Here is a 24,865-nt window from a genome sequence, read left to right as displayed (position 1 = left end):
GACCCTGTAGTCAGGTGGTGGTCGTTAGCACGCCGCCATCTGCCCGCAGCGCCGCACCGTTCGTCGCAGACGACAGCGGGCTCGACAGGTAGAGCGCGAGGTTGGCGATCTCTTCGGGCTCGATGAATCGCTCGAGCAGCGACGTCCTGTTCTCGCCGATGATGGCCGTCTTCAACGCGTCCGCCGGGATTCCCTGCGCCTGCGACAGCGTGGTCACGGTGTCGGCGACGCCATCGGAGTATGTCGGGCCGCCCAGGATCGTGTTCACTGTCACTTCTGTGCCGCGGGTGAGTTTCGCGAGACCGTTGCTCAGCGCCAGCATCGCGGCCTTCGTGACGCCGTAGTGCACCATGTCTGCGGGGATGTTGACTCCGGACTCGCTGCCGATGAAGAGGATCCGCCCCCAGCCGTTCTCGAGCATGCGCGGCAACGCGTTTCGGGAGAGTCGCACCCCGCTCATGACGTTGATGTCGAAATACCGCTGCCAGTCGTCATCGCCGATGTCGCCGAAGGAGGCAAGTCCGAAGAGTCCGACGTTGTTGACCAGGATGTCGACGTCTCCGAGCTCCTCGATCAACTGTGCCGTCTGACGTGGGTCTTCGAAATCGGCGACGAGTCCCGAGACGGGTGCGTCGGCATCCCCCGCCTTCAGTCGGAGAACCGCCGCGTCGACCTTCTCCCCCCTTCGTCCGTTGATGACGACGGAGGCCCCTTCGGCGAGCAGCCCCTTCGCGATCGCGTATCCGATCCCCTGCGTCGACCCGCTCACGAACGCTCTTCTGCCGCTCAGTTTCAGCTCCATGACACTCCTTTAACTTTCTCAGTCAAGTCATGTTGCACTATTTGACTTGACTGCGCAAGTCAATCGGATAGCCTGCTGGCATGTCCGATCCTTCCCGCCCCGCGGTTCTCGATGGCGATGAGTTGGCGACCTGGTCGTCTCTGGCCACGCTCCTGGAATGGCTGCCGACCGCACTCGACGCACAGTTGCTCGGTGATTCGGAGGTGTCGCACTTCGAGTACGGAATCCTGTACGCCCTCGCCGACGCTCCGGAGGCGACCCTCCGCATGAGTGTGCTCGCCGGCTACGCCAACAGCTCGTTGTCACGGCTTTCGCGCGCGGCCGCACGTCTGGAGAAGCGCGGCTGGATGCGCAGGACCCCCGACCCGGCCGACGGTCGCTTCACGCTCGCGATCCTCACGGATGCCGGGCTGGCCAAGGTCGAGCAGGCGAGTCCCGGGCACGTGAACACAGTGCGCAGACTGGTCATCGACCCACTGACGACGGCGCAGTTGACGCAGTTGAAGGAGATCAGTCGTCTGATCCTGGGCGCCATCAGGCAGGACGACGGTTGGCGACCCGCCGTAGACCCACACGCCGCAAGCCGGGTCCGGCCTTCGCCTCAGCGCACGTCGAGCGCCGGGTAGTCGCCTGCGGCGAGATCGTCAAGAAGACTCGGGCGAGTGGGCTCCCATCCATAGGTCTTTCGCGTCCAGGCACTCGATGCCGGTTGATCCGTCGCGAAGATCTCTCCGAGCGGGCCGAACATCTCAGCGGGCACCTGCTGGACGGGAACCCCGAGCTGCTCTCCGATCACCGTGGCGATCGCCAGCATCGAGTCGCCCTCGTCGCCGACGGCGTTCACGGCCGTGCCAGACTCGCCCGACTCGATCATGAGCCGGAACAGCGATGCGGCGTCGCGGCGGTGCACGGCCGGCCAGCGCTGACTGCCGTCGCCGACGTACGGCGAGACACCCGATCGCTGCGCGGCCTGAATCAGCATCCCCGCAAAGCCGTATGCGACGTGACGCTCGTGCACGGAACGGGGCAGCCGCACGGCCGATGTGCGCACGCCCTGCGACGCGAGCCCGAGAATCCGGTCGGCATTGATGCCGCGCCCGCCGACGGGGCCGACTGTCGACATCGGATCCTGCTCGGTGGCGGCTCGGCCGCTCGCGACGGGCGTGCCCGAGACGATGGAGAACGGCTTGCCGGTTCCCACGAGAGCAGAACCGATGGCATCCATCGCGGCACCCTCTTCGGCGATGCTCCGCGCAAGATCGGTGAAGTCGTTGCTGAAGGCGAGATGGATCACGCCATCGGCGGCTCGGGCAGCAGCGGTGAGCACGTCGAGGTCGCCGAGGTCGCCTTTCAGCGGTGTGCCTCCGGCTGCACGGATCTTCTGCGCGGACGCGTCAGAGCGAGCCAGTCCGGTGACCTCATGGCCATGCGCCACGAGCTCTTCCGTGACGACCTGGCCGATTCCGCCGGATGCTCCGGTGATGAAGACATGCATGAGTTGCTCCTTGTCCTGGAAGGTGATGCGACTGTTGTCTCATCACGGTAGCACTTTGATGCGACATGTGTCTCATCAGATAGCATGGGGTCATGCCACGCTGGAAGCCCGATGCGCGGGAGCGATTCGTCTCCGCCGCGCTGCACCTGTTCTCCGAGCAGGGATACGACGAGACGACAGTCGCGCAGATCGCAGACCGCGCCGGACTCACCCGCAGCACGTTCTTCCGGCACTTCACCGACAAGCGAGAGGTGCTCGCTGCAGGGCAGGAGACGCTGTCGGCGCTGTTCGCCGAGGGAATCACGACAGCACCGGCGGATGCGACGCCACTTGCTGCCGTCGCCGCCGGGCTCGCGAGTGCTGCCGCAGCGATGACTCCCTTCAACCGCGAACTGGGTCCACGGCTCGAAGCCGTGATCGCCACCAGCAGCGAGCTGCAGGAACGGGCCGTGCTCAAGAAGGTCGGAATGGCCGCAGCGATGAGCGAAGCGCTGCGAAACCGAGGCGTCAGCGAACCGGTGGCAGCGACGGCCGCCGAACTCGGCGTGCTCGCGTTCAAAGAGGCGTTCGCTGCCTGGTCTTCCGGGGAAGGCGAAGAGCTGGCGCCCCTGACGGCAGCGGCGCTCGATCGTCTGCGCGCGGCTCTCACCGAACTCGGCTGACCGCATAGGCGCGGAATACCCGCACGCGCCTCCGCCTTGCATCCGACATGAGAGCAATCGTGTACACGGGCAAGGGCGGCTCCGAGACGCTCACGTTGATCGAGCGCGAGGCAGGACAGCCGGGTCCCGGCGAGGTGCGCGTCCGCATTCACGCATCCGGCGTCAATCCGACCGATTGGAAGGCTCGCGCCTCATCGGGCACGCCGATGCCGTTCGATCAGATCGTGCCGAATCAGGACGGCGCCGGCGTCGTCGATGCCGTCGGCGACGATGTCGCGAGCCTGCGGGTCGGAGATCGGGTGTGGGTCTACCTTGCGGCGCATGAACGGCCGACCGGTACTGCGCAGGACGTCACGATCGTCCCCGCCACGCGCGCAGTCCGGCTTCCTGATGGCATCGGCTTCGACGTCGCCGCGAGCCTCGGTGTTCCGGCGATGACCGCGCATCGCGCGCTGACCGTGCACGAGTTCGGCCCGTCGCGGCTCTCCCCCGGCGCGCTGTCCGGCCGCATCGTTCTCGTGCAGGGCGGGGCAGGCGCCGTTGGGCATGCGGCGATCCAGCTCGCCGTCTGGGCGGGAGCGACGGTTCTCACGACCGTGAGCGGCGAGGAGAAGGAGGTCCTCGCCCGAGCAGCGGGCGCGCACCACGTGTTCCGCTATCCCGACGATCGATTGGCCGAGCGGATTCTGGACGTCGCACCCTCGGGCGTCGACCACATCGTCGAGGTCTCCCCCGCCATGAACGCGGCACTGGACGTCGCCGTGGTCGCGAACCACGGTTCGATCGCGTTCTACGCGAATGACAAGGGCGACAGGATCACCATCCCGATCATCGCCACGTTCGCGAAGAACGTGCGGTGGCAGGGGCTGCTGCTCTACACGGTCGGTGAGGATGCTCTCGCCGCCGCGGTCGCAGACATCACGGCCGCGCTGGAGGACGACGCGCTTCCCGTCGGAGAGGCGGCGGGCCTTCCCCTCACCTGGTTTCCGCTAGAGGAGACCGCCGCTGCGCACGACGCGGTGCAGCAGGGCGCGATCGGGAAGGTGCTCATCCGCGTCGCGGAGAATGACCATGGAGTGGGCCCTGCCGGGATCGAACCGACGACATCCACGGTGTAAACGTGGCGCTCTACCAGCTGAGCTAAAGGCCCTGGTGCATCCAGTCTATCCATGCCTCGGATGCGCGACGCAGTCTGTGAAGAGGGCTAGGCTGAATGCGGCGCGCGTTGTGCCGAGCCGACAAGGCTCCCCGCGTCGCTTCCCGTTTCCTTGGCAAGACCTGCCAGCTTGACGAAAGGCTCCTTGTGACCGTTCACGACCAGGATCCGTACTCCCAGGGCCCCCTCGACAGCGATCCGGAGGAGACCGGCGAGTGGCAGCAGTCACTTGACGGGCTGGTCGATTCCAAGGGTCACGGCCGCGGGCGCGAGATCATGCTCAGCATGCTCAAGCGCTCGAAAGAGCTGCACCTCAACGTGCCGATGGTTCCGACCACCGACTACATCAACACCATCGCGTCCGAGAACGAGCCGGACTTCCCCGGCGACGAAGAACTCGAGCGCCGCTACCGCCACTGGATCCGCTGGAACGCCGCGATCACGGTGCACCGGGCACAGCGACCAGGCATCGGCGTCGGCGGGCACATCTCGACATATGCCTCGGCAGCCTCGCTCTACGAGGTCGGTCACAACCACTTCTTCCGCGGGCAGGACGACTCGTCTGGCGGAGACCAGATCTTCTACCAGGGTCACGCCTCCCCCGGCATGTACGCCCGCGCCTTCCTCGAGGGGCGCCTGAGCGAGTCGCAGCTCGATGCGTTCCGCCAGGAGAAGTCCGGCGCGCCGAACGGCATCCCGTCGTACCCGCACCCGCGCATGATGCGCGACTTCTGGCAGTTCCCGACCGTCTCGATGGGCCTCGGCCCGATCAACGCGGTCTACCAGGCGATGGCGAACAAGTACCTCGAGAACCGCGGCATCAAGAGTGTCGCCGACTCCCACGTGTGGGCATTCCTCGGCGACGGCGAGATGGACGAGGTCGAGTCTCGCGGTCAGCTCCAGGTCGCCGCGAACGAGGGCCTCGACAACCTGACCTTCGTGATCAACTGCAACCTGCAGCGCCTCGACGGACCGGTGCGCGGCAACGGCAAGATCATCCAGGAGCTGGAGTCGTACTTCCGCGGCGCCGGCTGGAACGTCATCAAGGTCGTCTGGGGCCGCGAGTGGGACGACCTGCTCGCCCGCGACACCGAGGGCGCGCTGCTGAACCTCATGAACGTCACCCCCGACGGCGACTACCAGACCTACAAGGCCGAGAGCGGCGCCTTCGTGCGCGAGAACTTCTTCGGTCGCGATGAGCGCACCGCCGCCCTGGTCAAGGACTACACCGACGACCAGATCTGGAAGCTGCGCCGCGGTGGCCACGACTACCGCAAGGTGTACGCCGCGTACAAGGCCGCCATGGAGCACAAGGGCCAGCCGACCGTCATCCTCGCGAAGACTGTCAAGGGCTACGGCCTCGGCCCGCACTTCGAGGGTCGCAACGCGACGCACCAGATGAAGAAGATGACGCTGGAAGACCTCAAGCTCTTCCGCGACACCATGCAGATCCCGATCACGGACGCGCAGCTCGAGGAGAACCCGTACCAGCCGCCGTACTTCCACCCCGGAGCCAAGGACGAGACGATCCAGTACATGCTGGACCGCCGTCACGAGCTCGGTGGCTTCCTGCCTGAGCGGCGCACCACCCACGTGGGGCTCACGCTCCCCGAGGACAAGGACTACGCGTTCCCCAAGAAGGGCTCCGGCAACCAGGAGGTCGCCACGACGATGGCGTTCGTCCGCATGCTCAAGGACCTCATGAAGGTCAAGGGCTTCGGCGAGCGGGTCGTGCCGATCATCCCTGATGAGGCGCGCACGTTCGGTATGGACGCCTACTTCCCGACCGCGAAGATCTACAACCCGAACGGCCAGAACTACACCGCCGTCGACCGCGAACTGCTCCTCGCCTACAAGGAGAGCCCGCAGGGTCAGATCATGCACGTCGGCATCAACGAGGCCGGTGCCACCGCGGCGTTCACCGCCACCGGCACGGCGTACTCGACGCACGGCGAGCCGCTGATCCCGATCTACATCTTCTACTCGATGTTCGGCTACCAGCGCACCGGCGATGCCTTCTGGGCAGCCGCCGACCAGATGGCGCGCGGCTTCGTGATCGGCGCGACGGCCGGCCGTACGACGCTGACCGGCGAGGGCACGCAGCACGCTGACGGCCACTCGCCGCTGCTCGCGTCGACCAACCCGGCCACGGTCACGTACGACCCGGCCTACGGCTACGAGGTCGCGCACATCGTGCAGGCCGGCATCGAGCGCATGTACGGCGGATCGCACCCCGACCCCGACGTCATGTACTACCTCACGGTCTACAACGAGCCGTTCAAGCAGCCCGCTGAGCCGGAGGACGTCGACGTCGAGGGCATCCTCAAGGGTCTGCATCGCGTCTCCGAGGGCCAGGGCGACGGACCTCGCGTGCAGCTGCTCGCATCCGGCGTCGGCGTGCCGTGGGCACTCGAGGCCCAGGAACTCCTCGCGAAGGACTGGGGCGTGGCCGCCGATGTCTGGTCCGTCACCAGTTGGACCGAGTTGCGCCGCGACGGTCTCGCCGCCGACGAGCACAACTTCCTGCACCCCGAGGAAGAGCCGCAGGTCGCCTACGTCACGCAGAAGCTGCAGGGAGCCGAGGGTCCGTTCGTCGCGACCAGCGACTTCATGCACGCCGTGCAGGATCAGATCCGTCAGTGGGTTCCGGGCGACTACTACACGCTCGGCGCGGACGGCTTCGGTTTCGCCGACACCCGTGCAGCGGCACGTCGCTTCTTCAAGATCGACGGCCCCTCCATGGTGGTCCGCGCGCTCCAGGGTCTCGCAGACAAGGGGCAGGTCGAGCGCTCCGTGATCGCACAGGCGATCTCGAAGTACGACCTGCACAACGTCAACGCCGGCACGAGCGGAAACGCCGGCGGCGAGAGCTGAGCCCGGTGTGACCGGATCGCCTGTGGCATCGATGGACAAGACGACGACGCTCGCCTGGCTGCGCCGGATCTCCGGCGATCTCGCCACGGCGACCATCCAGCGTCTCGATGACACGCTGCCCTGGTACGCCGACATGCCACCGGCCCGCCGCTCTGCGGTCGGGCTGGTGGCCCAGGCGGGCATCACGTCGTTCATCCAGTGGTTCGACGATCCGACCTCCACGCCGTGGATCGCGGCGGACATCTTCGCCGCCGCCCCGCGCGAACTCCTGCGCAGCGTGAGCCTGACCCAGACCCTGCAGCTCATCCGGGTGACCGTCGAGGTCACGGAGGAGCGGGTCGCGGGTAAGGGCGAAGCCCTTCGCGAAGCGATTCTGCTCTACTCGCGCGAAGTCGCCTTCGCCGCCGCCGACGTGTACGCCCGCGCCGCCGAGGCACGTGGTCTGTGGGACGCACGGCTCGAAGCACTGGTGGTCGATTCCATCCTCACCGGCGAGGCCGATGAGGAGCTGCCCAGCCGCATCGCCGCGCTCGGCTGGCACGGCCATGGTGAGGTCTGCGTGCTGGTCGGTACGACTCCCCCGCAGTTCGACGTCGATCACGTGCGCCGCACCGCACGCAAGCTCGCGGTCGACGTGCTCATCGGCGTGCAGGGCTCGCGGCTCGTCCTCGTCCTCGGGCGTGCCCGTGTCCCCGGCCGCGAAGACGTCGCGGATGAACTCGCCTTCGAAGACATCGCGGCGCGTCTCGAGCCGTCGTTCGGCCCCGGTTACGTCGTGCTCGGCCCGCCGGTCGCGGCACTCGTGGATGCCGGACAGAGCGCACGCGCCGCCCTCGCAGGGTTCGCCGTCGCCCGCGCATGGCGCACGGCTCCGCGTCCGGTCGAAGCCGACGATCTTCTGCCGGAACGTGCGCTCGCCGGTGACCCGCTGGCGAAGCAGACACTCATCGAGCGCATCTACCGTCCCCTGCAGGCGCATTCGACAGACCTCGTCACCACGCTCTGGAGCTACCTCGACAACGGCCGCTCGCTCGAAGCGACGGCGCGAGAGTTGTTCGTGCACCCGAACACGGTCCGCTACCGGCTCAAGCGCGTGAGCGAGGTCATCGGGTGGGATGCGACCGGCCCCCGCGAGGCTCTCATCCTGCAGACAGCACTCATCATCGGCTCGATCGGCGCCACGGACCCGGTGCGTCGCCGGCCGACCAACCGCCGCGCACGCTGACTCGCCGACGAATGCTGTACGCCACACACAAGGGAATCTCGGAATCTTGTGATGGTTCATCCACCGTTCTGGCGTGAACGTTGGCAGACTGAGTAGGTGATTGTCGCCTGCTGCCCTGGACAGGGCTCACAGACCCCCGGCTTCCTCTCCCCCTGGCTCGAACTGGACGGCGTCGCCGACAGCCTCGCCGCCTATTCCGAGGCCGCCCAAGTCGATCTCGTCCTGCATGGCACGCAGTCCGACGCCGACACGATCCGCGACACGCGCATCGCGCAGCCGCTCATCGTCGCAGCCTCACTGATCGCGTCCGCTGCACTCGCCGAGCGCGCCGGACGCGCCCCGGACGGCACTGCAGGGCACTCGGTCGGCGAACTCGCCGCACTCGTCGGCGCCGGCGTCCTCTCCGCAGAGCAGGCGATGCGTCTCGTCGGCGTCCGCGGACGTGCGATGGCGGATGCCGCGGCACAGGCACCGACCGGGATGAGCGCCGTGATCGGCGGTGACGAACAGGCCGTGCTCGACCGCCTCGCCGAGCTCGAGCTCTCACCGGCCAACTACAACGGCGGCGGCCAGATCGTGGTCGCGGGCGCCCTTCCCGCTTTGGCCGCACTGGCCGAGGAGCCCGTCAAGGGAACCCGCGTGATCCCGCTGCAGGTCGCCGGCGCCTTCCACACCTCGTACATGGAGCCCGCCGTCGAAGCGCTGCGCGCAGCCGTCGGCGAGATCGCCCCGAACGACCCGCAGATCACGCTCTGGACCAACAAGGACGGCTCGATCGTCACGTCCGGCGCCACGGCCCTCGACCTGATCGTCAACCAGGTCTCCTCGCCCGTGCGCTGGGACCTCTGCATGCGCTCCTTCGCCGACAACGAGATCACCGGCCTCATCGAACTCGCCCCGGCAGGAGCCCTCGCCGGTCTCGCCAAGCGGGGCCTGCGCGGCACGCCCGTCGTGGCCGTCAAGACACCAGAAGACCTCGACGCAGCGGCTGAGCTGCTGAACGGAGCAGCCGCATGAGCGCCACCCTGAAGCAGGCCACCGGCCCGCAGTTCACCCGGATCCTGTCTTTCGGCGCTGCGCGCGGTGAGAACGCGGTCCCGAACGACGACCTCATCGGACCGATCGATTCCAGTGACGAGTGGATCCGCCAGCGCACCGGCATCATCACCCGTGCACGAGCGGTCAAGGAGACCGACGCGATCGATCTCGCCACCATCGCGGCCGCCGAGGCCATCGAGAAGTCCGGTGTCGCAGCATCCGAGGTCGACCTCGTGATCGTGGCGACCATCAGCAATCCGAAGCAGTCACCTTCCGTGTCTGCGATCGTCGCCGACCGCGTCGGCTCGAACCCCGCTGCGGCATACGACGTCAACGCCGCGTGCGCCGGCTACGCCTACGCGATCGCGCAGGCCGACGCCCTGATCCGTGCCGGTGCAGCTCGCTACGCCCTCGTGATCGGGACGGAGAAGCTCTCCGACGTCGTCGACCCAGCCGATCGCAGCATCTCATTCCTGCTCGGCGACGGTGCAGGCGCGGCACTGATCGGTCCCAGCGAGACGCCGGGCATCGCGCCGGCCGTGTGGGGTTCGGACGGTTCGAAGGCGGATGCCGTCGGCATGAACGGCACGCTCACCCAGTTCCGCGACGGCGAGGTGCCGTGGCCGACGCTCCGTCAGGAGGGACCGACGGTGTTCCGCTGGGCCGTCTGGGAGATGGCGAAGGTCGCGCGTGAGGCGCTCGAAGTCGCCGGCATCGAGGCGGCAGACCTCGCCGCCTTCATCCCGCATCAGGCCAACATGCGCATCATCGACGAATTCGCGAAGCAGCTGAAGCTGCCCGAGACCACGGTGATCGCCCGTGACATCGAGACCACCGGCAACACCTCGGCGGCGTCCATCCCGCTCGCGAGCCACCGTCTGATGGTCGAGCATCCTGAACTCTCCGGCGGACTCGCGCTGCAGATCGGCTTCGGCGCCGGTCTGGTGTTCGCCGCGCAGGTCGTCGTCCTTCCCTGATCACGTCCGTCGACCTCCTAAACTGTTCATCGGTTCCGAATACAACCCGCAAGAAAGAGGAAAACCACATGGCTTTCACCAACGATGAGGTCCTCGCCGGCCTCTCCGAGCTCATCACCGACGAGACCGGCATCGACGGCTCCGAGGTCGCGCTCGACAAGTCCTTCACCGACGACCTCGACATCGACTCGATCTCGATGATGACGATCGTCGTCAACGCAGAAGAGAAGTTCGGCGTCACCATCCCCGACGACGAGGTCAAGAACCTCAAGACCGTCGGTGACGCCGTGAACTTCATCGTCGCCGGCCAGGCGTAAGACCTGACGGATGCCACCCTCGCGAGCCGCGAGGCGTGGCATCCTCTGCCTTCCCTCTCCAGAGACCGCTCTCGTCCCCTTCGACAGGAACCACACCCAATGACCAAGCGCATCGTCGTCACCGGTATCGGCGCCACTTCCGCAATCGGCGGCACGGCTCCGGAGAACTGGACCAACCTGCTGGCCGGTATGTCCGGGGGCCGCACCCTCGAACACGAGTGGGTCGAAGAACTCCAGCTCCCCGTGACGTTCGCCGCCGAGGCGATCGTGCGTCCGGAAGAGGTCCTCGCGCGTCCGGTCGCAAAGCGGCTCGACCCTTCCTCCCAGTTCGCGCTGATCGCGGCCATGGAGGCATGGGAGGACGCCGGCTCGCCCGATGTCGATCCAGAACGCCTCGGCGTCGACTTCGCGACCGGCATCGGCGGCGTGTGGACCCTGCTCGACGCGTGGGACACCCTTCGCGAGAAGGGCCCCCGCCGCGTCATGCCGATGACGGTACCGATGCTCATGCCCAACTCGGCCGCCGGCAATCTCTCCCTCCACTTCACCGCGCGCGCCTTCGCCCGCACCGTCGCCTCCGCCTGCGCATCCAGCACTGAGTCTCTGGTCAACGCCTACGAGCACCTGCAGGCAGGGCTCGCGGATGTCGTCATCGCCGGCGGCACCGAATCGGCCATCCACCCGATCACGATCGCGTCGTTCGCGTCGATGCAGGCGCTCTCTCGTCGCAACGACGACCCAGCCACCGCTTCGCGCCCGTACTCGGAAGACCGTGACGGCTTCGTGATGGGTGAAGGCGCGGCAGTGCTCATCCTCGAGACCGAAGAGCACGCCAAGGCGCGCGGCGCCAAGATCTATGCCGAGCTCGTCGGCGGCGGCGTCACGGCAGACGCGTTCCACATCACAGCCAACGCACCAGAGGGTGCGGCGCGTGCGGTCACGCTCGCGCTCGAAGCCGCCGGTCGTACGCCGGATGAGATCACCCACGTGAACGCGCACGCGACCTCGACGCCGGTCGGCGATCCGAACGAGTACGCCGCGCTGAAGAGCGTCATCGGCGACCGCGTGCACGACATCCCGGTCTCGGCGACCAAAGCATCCACCGGCCACCTGCTCGGCGGCACCGGTGCACTCGAGGCGATCTTCACGATCCTCGCCATCCAGAACCGCATCGCTCCCCCGACCATCAACCTCACAACGCAGGACCCGGAGATCCCGCTGCTCGTCTCCGGCGACGCGCAGCCGCTGGGCGACGGTCCGCAGCTGGCGATCAGCAACTCGTTCGGCTTCGGCGGCCACAACGCCGTCGCCGCGTTCGCGTCATACGAGGACTGAGCCGCGTTCAGGTCGCAATTCCTGTCGCTTTCGCGCGTCGATAACGGCAGAAAGTGCGACCCGAACTGACTGGTGAACACGACGAAGGCCTCGCGTCCGATTCCTCGGAGCGAGGCCTTCGTCGTGCGGGGGGCGGGATTCGCGTTCTCGGAGTCCGGGATGATTCACCGGCATCCGATACTGACGCCTCCTGCGCCCCGGGTCTACGGGAGGCCGGAGGCTATCCGACCTTGTGAAGCCACACGACGGTGGAATCGTCGCTGGCATGCCGGAACGGCTCGAGCTCTTCATCCCAGGCCGACCCGAGGGCGACATCGAGCTCACGTTGCAGCTCGAGCGCGCTTCCAGCCGCGATCTCCATGGCGTAGCGGATGCGATCCTCGCCGATGACGATGTTGCCGGCCGCGTCGGCCTGCGCATAGTGGATGCCGAGATCAGGGGTGTGCAACCATCGACCGCCGTCGCTGCGCGGTGTCGGATCCTCGGTCACCTCGAAACGAAGATGCTCCCAGCCGCGGATCGCGGTCGCGAGAGCAGCGCCGGTGCCCACTGGGCCGTCCCAGTAGAACTCGGCACGACGAGAGCCTTCGAGCACGGGCTGTTCGGCCCACTCGAAGTTCACCGCACGACCGATAGCGCGTCCGACCGCCCATTCCAGGTGCGGGCAAAGCGCGCGAGGTGCAGAGTGGATATACACCACTCCGCGTGCGTAAGCCGTCGCCATGATCTCTCCGTTTCTTCAGGTGCGTCTTCCCCAACGACCTGAGCCAACGAAGTGTGGCGAGAATATGCGGTTATACGCTGATTATCGCCCAGACAGACGGAAATCACAAGCGTGTGATTATGAAGAACGCCCCGACCTTCCGGCCGGGGCGTTCAACGAGATGCTGATGAGCGGATTACGCCTCGCTCATCGCCTGCTTGACCTGCTGGCCCTTGGCCGCGTAGTACGCGGCGCGTGCAGCATCCTTGCGCGCCTGCTCGGCATAACCGGCCTCGAGAACGTCCTGAGGGACGTCGAAGTTCTCGATCTGGTCGGTGCCGTTGTACTTCTCGATGTAGGCGTCGAGCTCGGGGCCCGACGTCCACGACGTGATGAGGTTGTACCGGGGCTCGGAGCCGACGTGGGTCGCGGCGTGCCACAGACGCTGCGTGTCGATGATGAGCTGCGCGCCGGCCGGAAGGGCGATTCGCACCTCGCCTGCCGGGTCGGTGCGGTTCTCGCGCAGGACGAAGAAGCTGTCCTTGTCATCGGTCAGGTTGAAGAATCCGCGGACGACCCAGCCTGTGCCATCGGGGTTCAGACGGTTGTTGTCGTCCTGGTGGAGGTTGTAGAGGCATTCGCCGTACGGCGTGGGCTGCAGCTCGATCACTCGGCAGCGACCGACGTTGGCACCCGGCTCCTGCGCGCGACGCGTGAGGTTCGGGGCCTTGGCGACCTGTGAGTCGATCCACACGCCGTCTTTGTCGGTGCGCGGCGGCTTGTGGTTCCAGAAGCCGTTGCACTCGATGTCGCCGAAGGCGCTGGCGAGCGGAGCGAACCGGGTGTCACCCGACGACTTCCAGTCGTTGTACTCGATGTCCAGCCACTCTTTGGGATCGAGGTCCTGGTTGTAGCTGTCCAGGACGACGAAGCCCTTTTCCTCGAGTGCAGCGGATTTGATGTATCCCATGATCTAGGTCATGTCCTTTCATCGGGGGCCAGCACGTTTTAACAGGCCCTGATAAGGCAAGCCTAACAGCGTGTTCTGCGGCACCAGCGTGGCCCGCCGTCGGCGATTCGGCGGCGACTAGACTCTTTGACGGCGGGGCGCGGGATCGCACCGCCGTGAGGAGCAAGAGCGAAGAACATGGCAACCGCCACGAATGTCGAAGCGACCGCCGTCAACACGATCGAGTGGCTCTCTGCTCCGGACACGACGATCGTCGTTCCGGTCTACCAGCGTCAGTACCGCTGGGACATCGGCGGATGCGAGCGCCTGCTCTCCGACATCCGGGCCGTCGCCAGCGAAGGGGAGACGCACCGCCACTTCATCGGCTCCATCCTCTCGGCACAGGATGCCTCAGAGGTCGATCTGATCCTCATCGACGGACAGCAGCGCATCACGACGCTCATGCTGCTCGTCGCCGCTCTGCATCACGCGGTTCGCGATTCCGACCCCGCCATGGCCGCAGATCTCGAACGGGTGCTGGTGCGTGCGGACGACTCCTCTCGCACCAAGCTGCGCCCTCACCACGCGTGGGCGGAGCTTTACGAATCAGTGGTGCTCGATCAGCGTGGCGACGCCGACCGCGAATCGCGCTTCGATGACAACTACGCATTCTTCCGCAGCCAGGTGCATGCCGACGAGGCTCCGACGATCTGGCGGGGACTGCAACGGATCGAGCACGTGTCGATCACGCTGGGACCCGAGGCGAACGCGCAGCAGATCTTCGAGAGCCTCAACTCCACCGGCGAGCCGCTGCGCGACCATGAGCTGATCCACAACTACATCCTGATGGGACTCACCCACGCGGAGCAGCTCGACGTCGAAGAGCGCTACTGGCTGCCGATCGAACGCCACACCGGCGAGACCATCGGGGCGTTCTGGCGCCACTACCTCGTGATGACCACCGGCAGAGAGGTCGCCGCGAACGGCGAGCACGGCGTGTACAGCGCGTTCCGGCATTCGTTCCCGCGCGTCGACGTGGAGCACCTGCAGGCGGATGCAGACATCTGGCGACACTACGCCGAGATCTACGGCATCCTGCTCGATCCGTCATCCGAGAAGGATGCCGAGATCCGGACGCAGCTCGAGTACATCAACACGTTCGGACGCGCGGCATATCCCCTGGCCATGAGCGCGTACAGCGACCATGCGCGCGGCCTCATCCCGCGCGCGGAGCTGATCGAGACGCTGGAGTGGATTCAGGCACTCTATCTGCGGCGTGCACTGGTCGGCCTGCCCGCTGAGCGATTGATCGCACGGCTCTGCCGCGCGCGCTCCGAGGGCCGCGATGCGCTGATGCGGGCGTTCGCGCGCATCACTCCGTCCGACGAACGGGTCAGCGCGGTGCTGAAGTATGCCGAGCTCCCGCACGCGGCGTACGTGCTCGGCCGGCTCGAACAGGTCGAGGACACGTCAGACCACGACGTCGAGCACATCGTTCCGCTCGTGCCCAGCGACGCCTGGTCCGGCGACGGCACGCGGCCCTGGATCGACTACTCGGAGGACGAACGCAACAGCCACAGGGCGCTCGCGCCGACGCTCGGCAACCTCACTCTGCTCGAGCAGTCCCTCACGGAACGCGTCTTCGGTGCCTCCTACGACGACAAGCGGCGGGATGCGTATGCACGCAGCGCGGTCGAGGAGACGCGCGCGCTCGTGAACACGGAATCCTGGGGCACAGCGGCCATCGCGGCGCGCACGGTGCGGCTCACCGAGCAGCTGGTGCGCATCTGGGCCCGCCCGGCACTCCCCGAGATAGACGACGACGCCCTCACCCCCGTGCTCGACGCTGTGCGGCGGCGCGGCTGGCCGGCGGGCTGGGACCGGGAGTTCGACTACGTCGAGTACCGCGGCGAGCACTGGGAGGTGAAGGACGTCCGCGCGCTCTTCAACCGGGTCTTCCGCCGGGCATGGACCGACGCCCGGCCCTCTGCACTCGCGTACAGCAGGAGCCACGGCGGCCCCATCTACGACGAGATGGCGTGGAAGGGGCAGTGGGATGCTCTGGACGACGAGAACTTCCTCTACATGGGCTGGGATTCGAACTACATGATGAGCGCGCTGCAGGGCGTGCTGGAGGAATCGGGTATCGCCGCCGAGGTGTTCGTGAAATACTCCTACATCGGGAACGTGATGTGATGCGACAGAAGACTCATACCGATGCACCGGCCACGCCGAAGGCCGCTGATCCGGTCGACCAGGCATTCGAGGACATCTCACTCGGATGGGACGCCGACGTGCCGCTGGAGTGCGAATGCGACCATGGTGACGAAGAGGCGTATGCCGCGTGCGGGCGCCGCGCCAAGTGGCGTGTGACGATCGACTGCACGTGCGGCGAGAACCATCCGCGCACAGTTGAGCTGCTCTGCACGAAGTGCCTGCGCACCGCGCGCAAGGACCTGGGGAATGAGGCGATCACCGCGCGTCCGCTGTGACGTCAGCGGGCGACGTGTCAGCGGTCGAGGATCTCCGCAACCTGCTCGGAGATGTCCGCAGCGGCAGATCGGGCGATCCCGAGGGACCGCACCTCAGCCTGGAACTCGGTGACCGCAGTCGAAGCCGCACCGTGCCTGCGCGCCAGCTGCAGGTCGGCGCGCAGATTGATCGCGGCGCCGGAGATGCCTGCGGCCAGTGCCGCGGCGGCGACCGCGACGTCGGCCGCGAGCGGGGGCTTCGATATCTGCGAGAGCAACCGCAACTCGGACACCAGAGCATGACCCACATGTCCGATCAGCTGCGAAGCGCGAGCCGCGGCGCACGCGGCGTCGCGCACGCGGACGTCGCGATCGGGATCATCGGCAGACCGGTTCAGCGCGGCGCCCAGTTCCGCTGAACGAAGACCGTCAGTGTGCGCGGCATCCAGAACCTCGGTGCGCCGGCTCGCGAGCCGCTCCGCGCATTCCGACGCACGCGCGTCGTCGGGTGTGTACTCGGCGACCATCCGCAGCAGGGCTGCAGACGTCGCGAGCAACACCGCCGAGGCAGCGCCGCCGCCCGGTGCACCGGTGGGTTGCGCGAGTTCCGCCAGCCAGTCGGCGAGCGGCGTGGATGCAGAGACCGGGGCGTCATCACTCATGGGGAGGAGCCTTGAGCAAGACCCGGTCCCGGCGCAACCCCCTCGAACGAAACGGACCTTGTCCCTATGTTCGACAGGACGAACCGGAGGAGATCCCATGTCGAAGGACCAGTACACATTCGCAGACCCGACCGCGCTCTACAGCGAGAAAGAGCCCCAGAAGCAGCACCAGCCCGAGCCGGGGCTCGATGCGGAGCTCACTCCGAAGGCGGATCTCGGCGAGGCAACCTACCGGGGCACCGATCGCTTGAAGGGACGCAAGGCGCTGATCACGGGCGCCGATTCCGGGATCGGAGCGGCTACCGCGATCGCCTTCGCTCGCGAGGGCGCAGACGTGGTGTTGTCCTATCTTCCGAGCGAAGAGAAGGATGCTCAGCGGATCGCGGGACTGATCCAGGAGGCTGGACGACAGGCGTTCACCGTGCCAGGGGATCTGCGGGATGACGCCTACTGCCGTGACCTCGTCGACAGGGCGGTGCAGGCTCTCGGTGGCATCGACATCCTGGTGAACAACGGCGGCAAACAGAACTTCAACGAAGATCTCACGACCTTGAGCGACGAACAGTTCGACGACACGTTCAAGACCAACGTGTACGCGATGTTCTGGATCACCAAGGCTGCACTGCCGCACATGAAGCCGGGGTCGACGATCATCAATACGACGTCGATCCAGGCGTACACGCCGTCGGAGATCCTGGTCGACTACGCCACGACGAAAGCCTCGATCAACACCTTCACGAAGGCGCTCGCGCAGCAGCTGGCTCCGAAGGGCATCAGGGTCAACGCAGTCGCACCGGGCCCGATCTGGACGCCCCTTCAGGTCACGGACGGACAGCCGCAGGAGAAGATCGCCGAGTTCGGCACGCAGACTCCACTCGGTCGCATGGGCGAGCCCGCTGAACTCGCACCGGCGTACGTCTTCCTCGCATCTGCCGAGTCCAGTTACGTCGCCGGTGAGACGCTCAACGTCAACGGCGGATCGCCCACGCCGTAGCGCGTCGGGGTCCTCGGTAGGGCGGGTGGGACTTGAACCCACGAATCGTCGGGTTATGAGCCCGCTGCCTTAACCAACTTGGCCACCGCCCCGCAGGGTTAACAGCCTAGCGGTGCACGTCGGCGTCAGAGTGCTGTGGCACTCCGGTGCGTCTCGAGGTGCGAGTGATAGATCTCGGCGTTCGCGATGAGGCCGGCACGCTCCTCGTCGCTCAGTTCACGGCGCACCTTCGCCGGCACTCCGGCCACCAGTGATCCGTCCGGAACCTCGGTGCCGCCGAGGATGACCGCGCCGCCGGCGATCAGGCACCCCTTGCCGATCACCGCACCGCTGAGGATCACCGAGCCCATCCCGATCAGCGAGCCGTCGCCGATCGTGCAGCCGTGCACGACGGCGTTGTGACCGATCGACACGTTCGCGCCGATGACGACGGGATGTCCGCTGTCGACGTGCACCGAGACGTTGTCCTGCACGTTGCTTCCGGCCCCGACCGTGATCGCCGCTGAATCGGCACGCAGCACCGCGTTGTACCAGACGCTCGCACCGGCTTCGAGAGTGACCTCGCCGACGATGCGCGCGCCGTCGGCGACGAAAGAGTCATCGGCGATGTGCGGCGTCTTGTTCTGAAGTGCGAGGACGGATGCTGACGTCGAGATGCTCATGAGGCGAGACTATCCTCACTTCCGCGTCATTCCGCGGAAGTGAGCCGAGCCTCAGCTTGCTTGCGGAATGTTTCAGGCTGAGTAGCGTTGTCTGCATCAGGTTCGAATTCGCCGTTCTGGAGGCAGAAACATGAGCAAGGCACAGACCATCTCCACCACCGCCAGTGACCCGACGGTCGCCGCGGCCGCGGCACAGTTCCTCTCCCCCGTCGTACTCGGGCTGCAGGCTCTGACGGTCAACGGCAAGCAGGCGCACTGGCACGTGCGCGGCGCCAACTTCATCGGCGTCCACGAACTGCTCGACTCCGTCGTCGCGAACGCCGGAGCCTTCGCCGACACCGCAGCGGAGCGCATCGTCGCTCTCGGTCTCCCGATCGATGCGCGCCTCAGCGCCGTCGCCTCGAAGGCCGGCGCGTCTGCAGTGCCTGCGGGATTCACGCAGTCGGCCGAGCTGATCCGCCACATCGTCGCTGACATCGATGCGATCCTCGTCGACACCAAGGCCGCGATCGACGGTCTCGACGAGATCGACCTCACCAGCCAGGACGTGGCGATCGAGATCATGCGCGGCCTCGAGAAGGACCGTTGGTTCCTCGTCGCGCACGTCGCCGAGTAACAACAGCGCACACGCAGAAGGGCACCGGATCCGTCCGGTGCCCTTCTGCGTGTCTGGATGAGAATGCGGCGGATCAGCCCGCGGCCGCCATCGCATCCTTCAACGCCTGGGTGTACTGAGGAGCCAGCGTGTCGACGAACGTCACCGTCAGGTGATCCTGGTCGCGATACACGTTCGCGCCGCCGATGACCGTCTTGCAGGTGTCCTCATCGCAGAAGACATCGGTGAAGTCGAGCAGCGTCACATCGTCTGCGCCTGCAGCCGCGTCGCGCAGCGGGTCGTCCTCGAGCAGTACATCTGCACGAGCGCCCGTGCATTCCGTCTGATCACGAGTGCGCAGACACTTGTTCGGATCGGTCTCGAAGACCGGGTTGTCAACGACGGTGACCACGGGGATGCCACGGTCTGTCATGGTCGACCACGCCTTCTGGTAACCGGCCACCGCGGCATCGTGCGCGGATTCGAACCCGGCCGACGAGTAGGGCGTGTTCGAGATCGCAGATGTGAACACGACATCGAAGTCGCGGTCCGCGAGCTGCGCGTCCACCCCCGCTCGCCAGTCGGAGCATGCGGCGCCGAAAGAGCCGCCCGTCGCCAGCGGCGTGGCGTTCCACGGGCAGGCGCCCTTGAAGTACGTCGTGAGGTGCCAGCCCTCCCGCTCGGCGATGCCCTGGAACGTCGGCAGCAGTTGGAACGCGTGGCTGTCTCCGACCAGCGCCACCTGGGGTGCGTCCGCGTCGTCAGAGCCGAACTCGCACGACTTGGGCCGCGAGTCGTTCAGCTGGATGAAGCACTGCTCATCCGATGGGCGATCGACGCCGGCGAACCCGGGAGCCGGAAGGATCGTGTCGAGCTCGGTGCCTGCGCACGACTCGTCCAGCACCGATGCCGCACCGAAGCACGCAGGCGGATTCTCGCGCACGTCTTCGATCGCCTGCACGCCCTGCTGATACGCCGGGGCGTTGATCGCCCAGCCTCCTGCCGCGACCGCACCGACCAGCAGCATGGCCGCAAGCGCAGACCACAGTGTGACCTTCGGCGGGCGAGTGGTGAGCGGCTTCCAAGAGCGAGCCGGATCCTCGACGAACCGCTTGGTGAGCCATGCGAGAACGAAGCAGATGACCAGCAGCGCGACGCGGTGGTAGATCGTGAGACCCCAGAACGGCACGGAGGGCGCGATGATGATCAGCGGCCAGTGCCAGAGATACAGGCTGTAGGAGATGTCGCCGGTGAAGCGCATCGGCGGGATGGACAGCAGTCTGGTCGGATACCACCAGCGGTCGGTGTTCGACGCCATGATGACGGCCGCGGCGCCCAGAGTCGGCAGCAGCGCCGCATATCCGGGGAACGGGGTCTGACCGTCGAAACGGAAGGCGGTGTACAGCAGCGCGATGATTCCCGCCCAGCCGAGCACGAAGCTCAGTGCGGCATTGCGAATGCGCAGCATCGGCACGAGCGCGATGACCGCGCCGACGCCGAACTGCCACATCCGCCCCATGGTGATGAAGTACGCCGGCGCCGGATCCGTGATCGTGTACACCACGCAGAAGATGAACGACGCGACCGAGACGGCGCCGATCGCGATCGCCGCGGCCCGCAGCCGATCGCCGCGGAACCATTTGACCGCGATCCACGCCGCGAGCAGCATGATGAGCGGCCACAGCACGTAGAACTGCTCCTCCAGCGAGAGCGACCAGTAATGCTGCACGGTCGTCGGGTCTCCGGCGTGCGCCAGATAGTCGGCGGAGTTGAACACCAGGTACCAGTTCTCCACGTAGAACGTGGAGGCGATGATCTCTTTGACCTCGGCGGGCAGTGCCGAGGTCGGTGTGAGGAACGGGATCGCCGCGACGATCGCGCAGAACAGCAGCACGAGTAGTGACGCGGGAAGCAGACGGCGCGCTCGGCGCGCCCAGAACTGTCCGAGCTTGACCGTTCCTGTGGAGGTGAGCTCCCTCGCCAGATGCGCGGTGATCAGGAAGCCGGAGATGACGAAGAAGATGTCGACGCCGACGTAACCGCCGCTGAGACGGGCGGGCCAGAAGTGGTACAGCACGACGAAGAGGACGGCGATCGCCCTGAGCCCCTGCACGTGCGGGATGAACCGCGAGGATGCCGCATGCTCCGGTGAGCGGTCACGACGACGCTGGGACCGGGTGAGAGGCGGAGTCTGCGCTGTGGAGTTCACGGCTACAACGGTATCGTGCGCACGCCGCGATCACGCGCACCGCCAAGGGGTGACGCATGCACCGCGATCACTTCAGGTGGGTGATCCGTCCGCCGAGCAGCGTCGCCAGCACCGGCATCGTGCGCAACGTCGACGAGCCCGCGTCATGCGGATCAGCACCGCACAGCACCAGATCCGCAGGCTCGCCAGGACGGACGGCGCTGCGCACGCTCGCATCGAGCGCCTCACCGACGCTCAGCCGTTCTTCGGGATGCCACGGCTCGCGCTCGTCGTTCGTCCGATGCACCGCCGCCGCGATGGCCTGCCATGGATCCAGCGGCGCCACAGGCGCGTCGGAGCCCAGCCTCAGCTCGGCGCCCGCGCGCAGCAGTGACGCCATCGGGTACCCGACAGCCGTCTGAGCCGCCCAGTACGCGTCCACCAGATCACGATCGTCGAGCGCATGCACCGGCTGCACGCTGGCGGCGAGGCCGAGACGGGCGAGACGGGCGAGGTCGGCATGGCGCACCAGCTGCGCGTGCTCGATCGTTCCGGATGCGCCGGTCACGGTCACCGCGTCCAATGCCGACGACACGGCGCGGTCGCCGATCGCGTGAATGGCCACGGCGAGCCCCGAACCGACCGCATCCGTCAGAAGACCGATCAGGCCGGCGGGCGGGATGTTCAGCACGCCGAAGTCCGCAGTGTCGTCCGGGTAGGCGTGCGAGCACGCCGCGGTGCGGGTGCCGAGCGACCCGTCCGAGATGATCTTGAGTGGTCCGACGCGAACGAGGCCGTGGGTCTGGGGCAGCACCTCACCGGTGCGAAGGCCACTTGTGATGGCGCGTGCGAGATCCGCCGGGTACACCGCGAACTCCACCCGCTGCGTGCCGAATCCCGCGCGGGCGCGGCGCGCCCAGGCATCCGCGTTCCAGGCCATGTCGAAGTCGACGATCCCCGTCACTCCCCTGGCTGCGGCGGCCACGCCTGCGAAACGCACCGCATGGTCGCCGTGCGCGGGCTCCACCGCGTTCACGCGCTTCGAGATCTCGAAGGCGTCCTCTTCACGCAGCACGCCGTCGGCAGAGATGAATCCCTCGCGAGCCAGCGCGGCGGAGTTCAGCCACACGCTGTGCACGTCGGCGTTGATGAGGTACGTCGGCACGTCTCCCGTGGCGGTGTCGAGGACCTCGAGCGAGGGTGCATCCGCCCAGAACGCGTCACGGAACCCCGTGCCCACGCGGCGGCCGTCTGCCAGCGGGGCGACGTCCGACATCCGCGAGGCCGCATCGACGGCTGAGACAGCGGCGCCCAGCTGTTCCCGTTCGGAGGCCAGAGCCCATTGCACGGTGTGAACGTGGTTGTCCCACAGGCCCGGAACGACCCATGCGCCGTCGGCGTCGATGACCCCGCCACGTGCGGGCAGGGCACCGGCGGGGGCGATGTCGACGATCCGGCCGCCATCGATGTGGATGTCGACAGGCTCGTCATCGACGAGGAACTCACGCCCTGGGCCCGCGATCCGCGCGTTCCGGATCACCGCGACGTCGGCGCCGACCTCCGTCATGCCGTTCGACCGGGGCGCGCGTCCTGAGCCCGGCGCATCTCGCCGGCCAGCGCGGGATTCGCATAGACGCCGTCGCCCTGCAGCTCGGCGATGACGCGCTCGACGGTCGCGGCATCCTTGTTCTGACTGAGCTTGCGCTTGGCCACCACCCGCGTCGGCGTCAGACGGAATCCGACCGTGCCTGCCGCGAGCCTGCGCACGAAGGCCTCGTCGTTCGGCCGTTCCCACATGAATCGCGGGTCCGACTTGCGCGCTTCGAAGCGTTCGACGAGCCGGTCGAGAACTCTCAGGTTCTCGTCGTCGCTGAGGATCTCGGGCACACCCGCGAGGTGCACCGCGATGTAGTTCCAGGTCGGCACGGCCTGGGTGTCCGGCCCATACCAACCGGGCGACACGTAGCCGTGCGGGCCCTGGAACACGACCAGCAGCTCACGCTCGCCCATGCCGTGGATCAGGTCGTCAGGCCGGCCGACGTGCCCCACGATGGTGAGGTCGTCGCGGTCCTCGTCGAGCATCATCACGTAGTGCGACGCGACCTGCCCGTCGGCGGCGGCGCTGACGATCGTCGCCCACGGATTCTGCTCGATGACGCGCCGCATCTCCGCGACATCGGCGAGCGTGAAACTGGGATTCTGACGCATGTTCTCAGCCTACGGCCGCGCGCGGCATCAGTCCTTCCGACCGGGCAGTGCGGGCGACCCGACCCCCTCGGTCTTCCATTCCTCCCACCCCGGTGTGCCCGCCATGAACGCGTCGACCTCCTCGCGGCTCGCCCGCAGCTTCGGGTCGTGCTTGAGGTACTGTCTGGTCTCCCGCGCCACCAGCCCGGACAGCACGAGCAGTCCGATCAGGTTCGGGAAGGCCATCAAGCCGTTCATGGCGTCGGAGAACGCCCAGACCACGCCGAGCTGCACGGTGCAGCCGATGAACACGACCAGCGAGAAGATGATGCGGAACGGCATCACCGCGCGTCGTCCGAACAGGCGCTCGACGTTGCGCTCTCCGTAGTACGACCAGCCGAGGATCGTGGACCCAGCGAACATCACCAGGCCGAGCGTGACGATGATGTGACCCCAGTCCCCCGGGAGCCCGTGCGAGAACGCCTCGCCGGTCATCAGGGCCGGGCTGATCTGCTCGCCGGTCTCCGGGTCGATCTGGTTCCAGGTGCCGGTGGCGATGATGACGAGGCCGGTGCAGCTCACGACGATGATCGTGTCGATGAAGGTCTGCGTCATGGACACGAGGCCCTGGCGGACGGGGTGGCTGGTCTGCGCTGCGGCGGCCGCGATGGCCGCCGAGCCCATGCCCGATTCATTGGAGAAGATGCCGCGGGCGACGCCGAACTGCACGGCGATGATGATCGCCGAACCAGCGAACCCACCGATGGCGCTGGTGCCAGTGAACGCCTCGGTGAAGATCTGCGCGAACGCGGCGGGAAGCGCACCGACGTTCGCGATCAGGATGTAGATGGCGCCGAGTACGTAGAAGACGATCATGATCGGCACGAGACCGGCGGTGACGCGGCCGATCGACTTGATGCCGCCGACCAGCACGACCAGCGCGAACGCGGTCAGCACGATTCCGGTGACCCATGTCGGAACGTTGAAGCTCGATTCGAGGTTCGTCGCGATCGAGTTGCCCTGGGTCATGTTGCCGATCCCGAAGCAGGCGATCACCGCAGCGATCGAGAAGAACAGCGCGAGCGTCTTGCCGAACCAGCCGCGAATCCCGCGCTCGAGATACTGCTGCGGTCCGCCGTTCTTCTCTCCGGCCGAGTCGGTGACGCGAAAGCGAACGCCGAGGAAGGCCTCGGAGTACTTCGACGCCATGCCGAGCAGACCCGTCACCCACATCCAGAACAGTGCTCCTGGTCCGCCGATGCCGATGGCGGTGGCGACGCCGACGATGTTTCCGGTACCGACCGTGGCCGCAAGGGCGGTCGTCAGCGCCTGGAACTGAGAGATGTCGCCTTCGGAGCCAGGGTCCTTTCGGGTGAAGAGGCCCAGGCGCAGCGCCGAGCCGAGACGGATGAACTGCAGTCCACCGAGACGGATCGTGAGATACAGTCCGGTGCCGAGCAGAAGCGGGATGAGGAACCACGGCCCCCAGATCCAACCACTGAATGTCTCCAGCGCACTCTGCAAGCCTGTGAGGTCCATCACGTCTCCCGTCTAGGTGTCCCTTGTTTGAAGG

23 protein-coding genes and 2 tRNA genes are annotated in these 24,865 nt (G+C 66.8%); 13 read left to right on the top strand and 12 right to left on the bottom strand.

The annotated features are described in order from the left end of the window. Positions 1-10: 10 nt before the first annotated feature. Positions 11-802, bottom strand: a complete 792-nt coding sequence (locus IEV67_RS10310; protein WP_188436496.1) for an SDR family NAD(P)-dependent oxidoreductase — start codon at positions 800-802, stop codon at positions 11-13. An 80-nt stretch (positions 803-882) separates the two neighbouring features. Between IEV67_RS10310 and IEV67_RS10305 the strand changes: the two genes are divergently transcribed. Beyond that, positions 883-1,428 carry a MarR family winged helix-turn-helix transcriptional regulator gene (locus IEV67_RS10305; protein ID WP_188436495.1) on the top strand — a complete coding sequence of 182 codons (546 nt, stop codon included), beginning with the start codon at positions 883-885 and terminating at the stop codon, positions 1,426-1,428. Here the strand turns inward: IEV67_RS10305 and IEV67_RS10300 are convergent. Further along, entirely contained in the window at positions 1,404-2,297 is an 894-nt protein-coding gene (locus IEV67_RS10300) for an SDR family oxidoreductase (protein WP_188436494.1), read from the bottom strand. The two genes, IEV67_RS10305 and IEV67_RS10300, sit on opposite strands and share 25 nt — an antisense overlap. A 92-nt stretch (positions 2,298-2,389) precedes the next feature. Here IEV67_RS10300 and IEV67_RS10295 point away from each other — a divergent pair, with 92 nt between their 5' ends. Beyond that, positions 2,390-2,959, top strand: a complete 570-nt coding sequence (locus IEV67_RS10295) for a TetR/AcrR family transcriptional regulator (RefSeq protein WP_188436493.1) — start codon at positions 2,390-2,392, stop codon at positions 2,957-2,959. Between the two features lie 47 nt (positions 2,960-3,006). Next, positions 3,007-4,077: an NADPH:quinone reductase gene (locus tag IEV67_RS10290; protein ID WP_188436870.1), complete on the top strand. Its 1,071-nt coding sequence runs from the start codon at positions 3,007-3,009 to the stop codon at positions 4,075-4,077. Here the strand turns inward: IEV67_RS10290 and IEV67_RS10285 are convergent. Further along, positions 4,037-4,109 (bottom strand) — tRNA-Val (locus tag IEV67_RS10285). The genes IEV67_RS10290 and IEV67_RS10285 overlap by 41 nt on opposite strands. Positions 4,110-4,262: 153 nt before the next feature. Between IEV67_RS10285 and aceE the strand changes: the two genes are divergently transcribed. The 6 genes from aceE to IEV67_RS10255 all read left to right on the top strand — a co-directional run bounded on the left by aceE (position 4,263) and on the right by IEV67_RS10255 (position 11,881). Beyond that, entirely contained in the window at positions 4,263-6,989 is a 2,727-nt protein-coding gene (aceE, locus tag IEV67_RS10280) for a pyruvate dehydrogenase (acetyl-transferring), homodimeric type (protein ID WP_188436492.1), read from the top strand. Between the two features lie 31 nt (positions 6,990-7,020). After that, positions 7,021-8,214 (top strand): PucR family transcriptional regulator, encoded by a 1,194-nt coding sequence (locus IEV67_RS10275; RefSeq protein ID WP_152594915.1) that lies wholly within the window; start codon positions 7,021-7,023, stop codon positions 8,212-8,214. 96 nt (positions 8,215-8,310) lie between these two features. Further along, on the top strand, positions 8,311-9,231 hold the full coding sequence (locus IEV67_RS10270) for an ACP S-malonyltransferase (RefSeq protein WP_188436491.1): 921 nt from the start codon (positions 8,311-8,313) through the stop codon (positions 9,229-9,231). Further along, positions 9,228-10,229, top strand: coding sequence for a beta-ketoacyl-ACP synthase III (locus IEV67_RS10265; protein WP_188436490.1), 1,002 nt, complete (start codon positions 9,228-9,230; stop codon positions 10,227-10,229). Before IEV67_RS10270 ends, IEV67_RS10265 begins: the two co-directional genes overlap by 4 nt. A 68-nt stretch (positions 10,230-10,297) precedes the next feature. Then, positions 10,298-10,546, top strand: coding sequence for an acyl carrier protein (locus tag IEV67_RS10260; protein ID WP_188436489.1), 249 nt, complete (start codon positions 10,298-10,300; stop codon positions 10,544-10,546). A gap of 99 nt (positions 10,547-10,645) precedes the next feature. Then, on the top strand, positions 10,646-11,881 hold the full coding sequence (locus IEV67_RS10255; protein WP_188436488.1) for a beta-ketoacyl-[acyl-carrier-protein] synthase family protein: 1,236 nt from the start codon (positions 10,646-10,648) through the stop codon (positions 11,879-11,881). A 220-nt stretch (positions 11,882-12,101) separates the two neighbouring features. Here the strand turns inward: IEV67_RS10255 and IEV67_RS10250 are convergent, their stop codons facing one another. Both IEV67_RS10250 and IEV67_RS10245 read right to left on the bottom strand, forming a co-directional pair. Continuing rightward, positions 12,102-12,605 carry a DUF3145 domain-containing protein gene (locus IEV67_RS10250; protein ID WP_033107171.1) on the bottom strand — a complete coding sequence of 168 codons (504 nt, stop codon included), beginning with the start codon at positions 12,603-12,605 and terminating at the stop codon, positions 12,102-12,104. A gap of 175 nt (positions 12,606-12,780) precedes the next feature. Beyond that, entirely contained in the window at positions 12,781-13,554 is a 774-nt protein-coding gene (locus tag IEV67_RS10245) for a hypothetical protein (RefSeq protein ID WP_188436487.1), read from the bottom strand. Between the two features lie 177 nt (positions 13,555-13,731). Here IEV67_RS10245 and IEV67_RS10240 point away from each other — a divergent pair, with 177 nt between their 5' ends. Both IEV67_RS10240 and IEV67_RS10235 read left to right on the top strand, forming a co-directional pair. Beyond that, positions 13,732-15,729 (top strand): DUF262 domain-containing protein, encoded by a 1,998-nt coding sequence (locus IEV67_RS10240; RefSeq protein WP_188436486.1) that lies wholly within the window; start codon positions 13,732-13,734, stop codon positions 15,727-15,729. Next, positions 15,729-16,025: a hypothetical protein gene (locus IEV67_RS10235; protein ID WP_033107174.1), complete on the top strand. Its 297-nt coding sequence runs from the start codon at positions 15,729-15,731 to the stop codon at positions 16,023-16,025. Before IEV67_RS10240 ends, IEV67_RS10235 begins: the two co-directional genes overlap by 1 nt. Positions 16,026-16,042: 17 nt before the next feature. Here the strand turns inward: IEV67_RS10235 and IEV67_RS10230 are convergent, their stop codons facing one another. Beyond that, positions 16,043-16,666: a cyclodeaminase/cyclohydrolase family protein gene (locus IEV67_RS10230; protein ID WP_188436485.1), complete on the bottom strand. Its 624-nt coding sequence runs from the start codon at positions 16,664-16,666 to the stop codon at positions 16,043-16,045. Between the two features lie 97 nt (positions 16,667-16,763). On the opposite strand from IEV67_RS10230, the gene IEV67_RS10225 reads away from it, so the two are divergent. Next, complete coding sequence (locus IEV67_RS10225) at positions 16,764-17,660, top strand: glucose 1-dehydrogenase (RefSeq protein ID WP_188436484.1); 897 nt, start codon at positions 16,764-16,766, stop codon at positions 17,658-17,660. Between the two features lie 17 nt (positions 17,661-17,677). Here IEV67_RS10225 and IEV67_RS10220 read toward each other — a convergent pair. Further along, positions 17,678-17,752, bottom strand: a tRNA-Ile gene (locus IEV67_RS10220). A 33-nt stretch (positions 17,753-17,785) separates the two neighbouring features. Next, a complete protein-coding gene (locus tag IEV67_RS10215; RefSeq protein WP_188436483.1) occupies positions 17,786-18,322 on the bottom strand; it encodes a gamma carbonic anhydrase family protein in 537 nt (178 codons plus the stop codon). A 130-nt stretch (positions 18,323-18,452) separates the two neighbouring features. Here IEV67_RS10215 and IEV67_RS10210 point away from each other — a divergent pair, with 130 nt between their 5' ends. Beyond that, entirely contained in the window at positions 18,453-18,938 is a 486-nt protein-coding gene (locus tag IEV67_RS10210; RefSeq protein ID WP_188436482.1) for a Dps family protein, read from the top strand. 73 nt (positions 18,939-19,011) lie between these two features. On the opposite strand, the gene IEV67_RS10205 is transcribed toward IEV67_RS10210, so the two are convergent. From IEV67_RS10205 to IEV67_RS10190, 4 genes are all read right to left on the bottom strand, one after another. Next, positions 19,012-21,126, bottom strand: coding sequence for an acyltransferase family protein (locus tag IEV67_RS10205; protein WP_188436481.1), 2,115 nt, complete (start codon positions 21,124-21,126; stop codon positions 19,012-19,014). Positions 21,127-21,193: 67 nt separating this feature from the next. Beyond that, positions 21,194-22,672: an amidohydrolase gene (locus tag IEV67_RS10200; RefSeq protein ID WP_188436480.1), complete on the bottom strand. Its 1,479-nt coding sequence runs from the start codon at positions 22,670-22,672 to the stop codon at positions 21,194-21,196. Then, complete coding sequence (locus IEV67_RS10195) at positions 22,669-23,313, bottom strand: FMN-binding negative transcriptional regulator (protein WP_188436479.1); 645 nt, start codon at positions 23,311-23,313, stop codon at positions 22,669-22,671. The genes IEV67_RS10200 and IEV67_RS10195 overlap by 4 nt, the downstream gene beginning before the upstream one ends. A gap of 27 nt (positions 23,314-23,340) precedes the next feature. Next, entirely contained in the window at positions 23,341-24,831 is a 1,491-nt protein-coding gene (locus tag IEV67_RS10190) for an amino acid carrier protein (RefSeq protein ID WP_188436869.1), read from the bottom strand. Positions 24,832-24,865 lie beyond the last annotated feature (34 nt).

The sequence above is a fragment of the Microbacterium murale genome (assembly GCF_014635185.1).
Taxonomy (GTDB): domain Bacteria; phylum Actinomycetota; class Actinomycetes; order Actinomycetales; family Microbacteriaceae; genus Microbacterium; species Microbacterium murale.
Note: the sequence above shows the minus strand (reverse complement) of the source record. Positions and strands in the feature narration are given on the sequence as shown.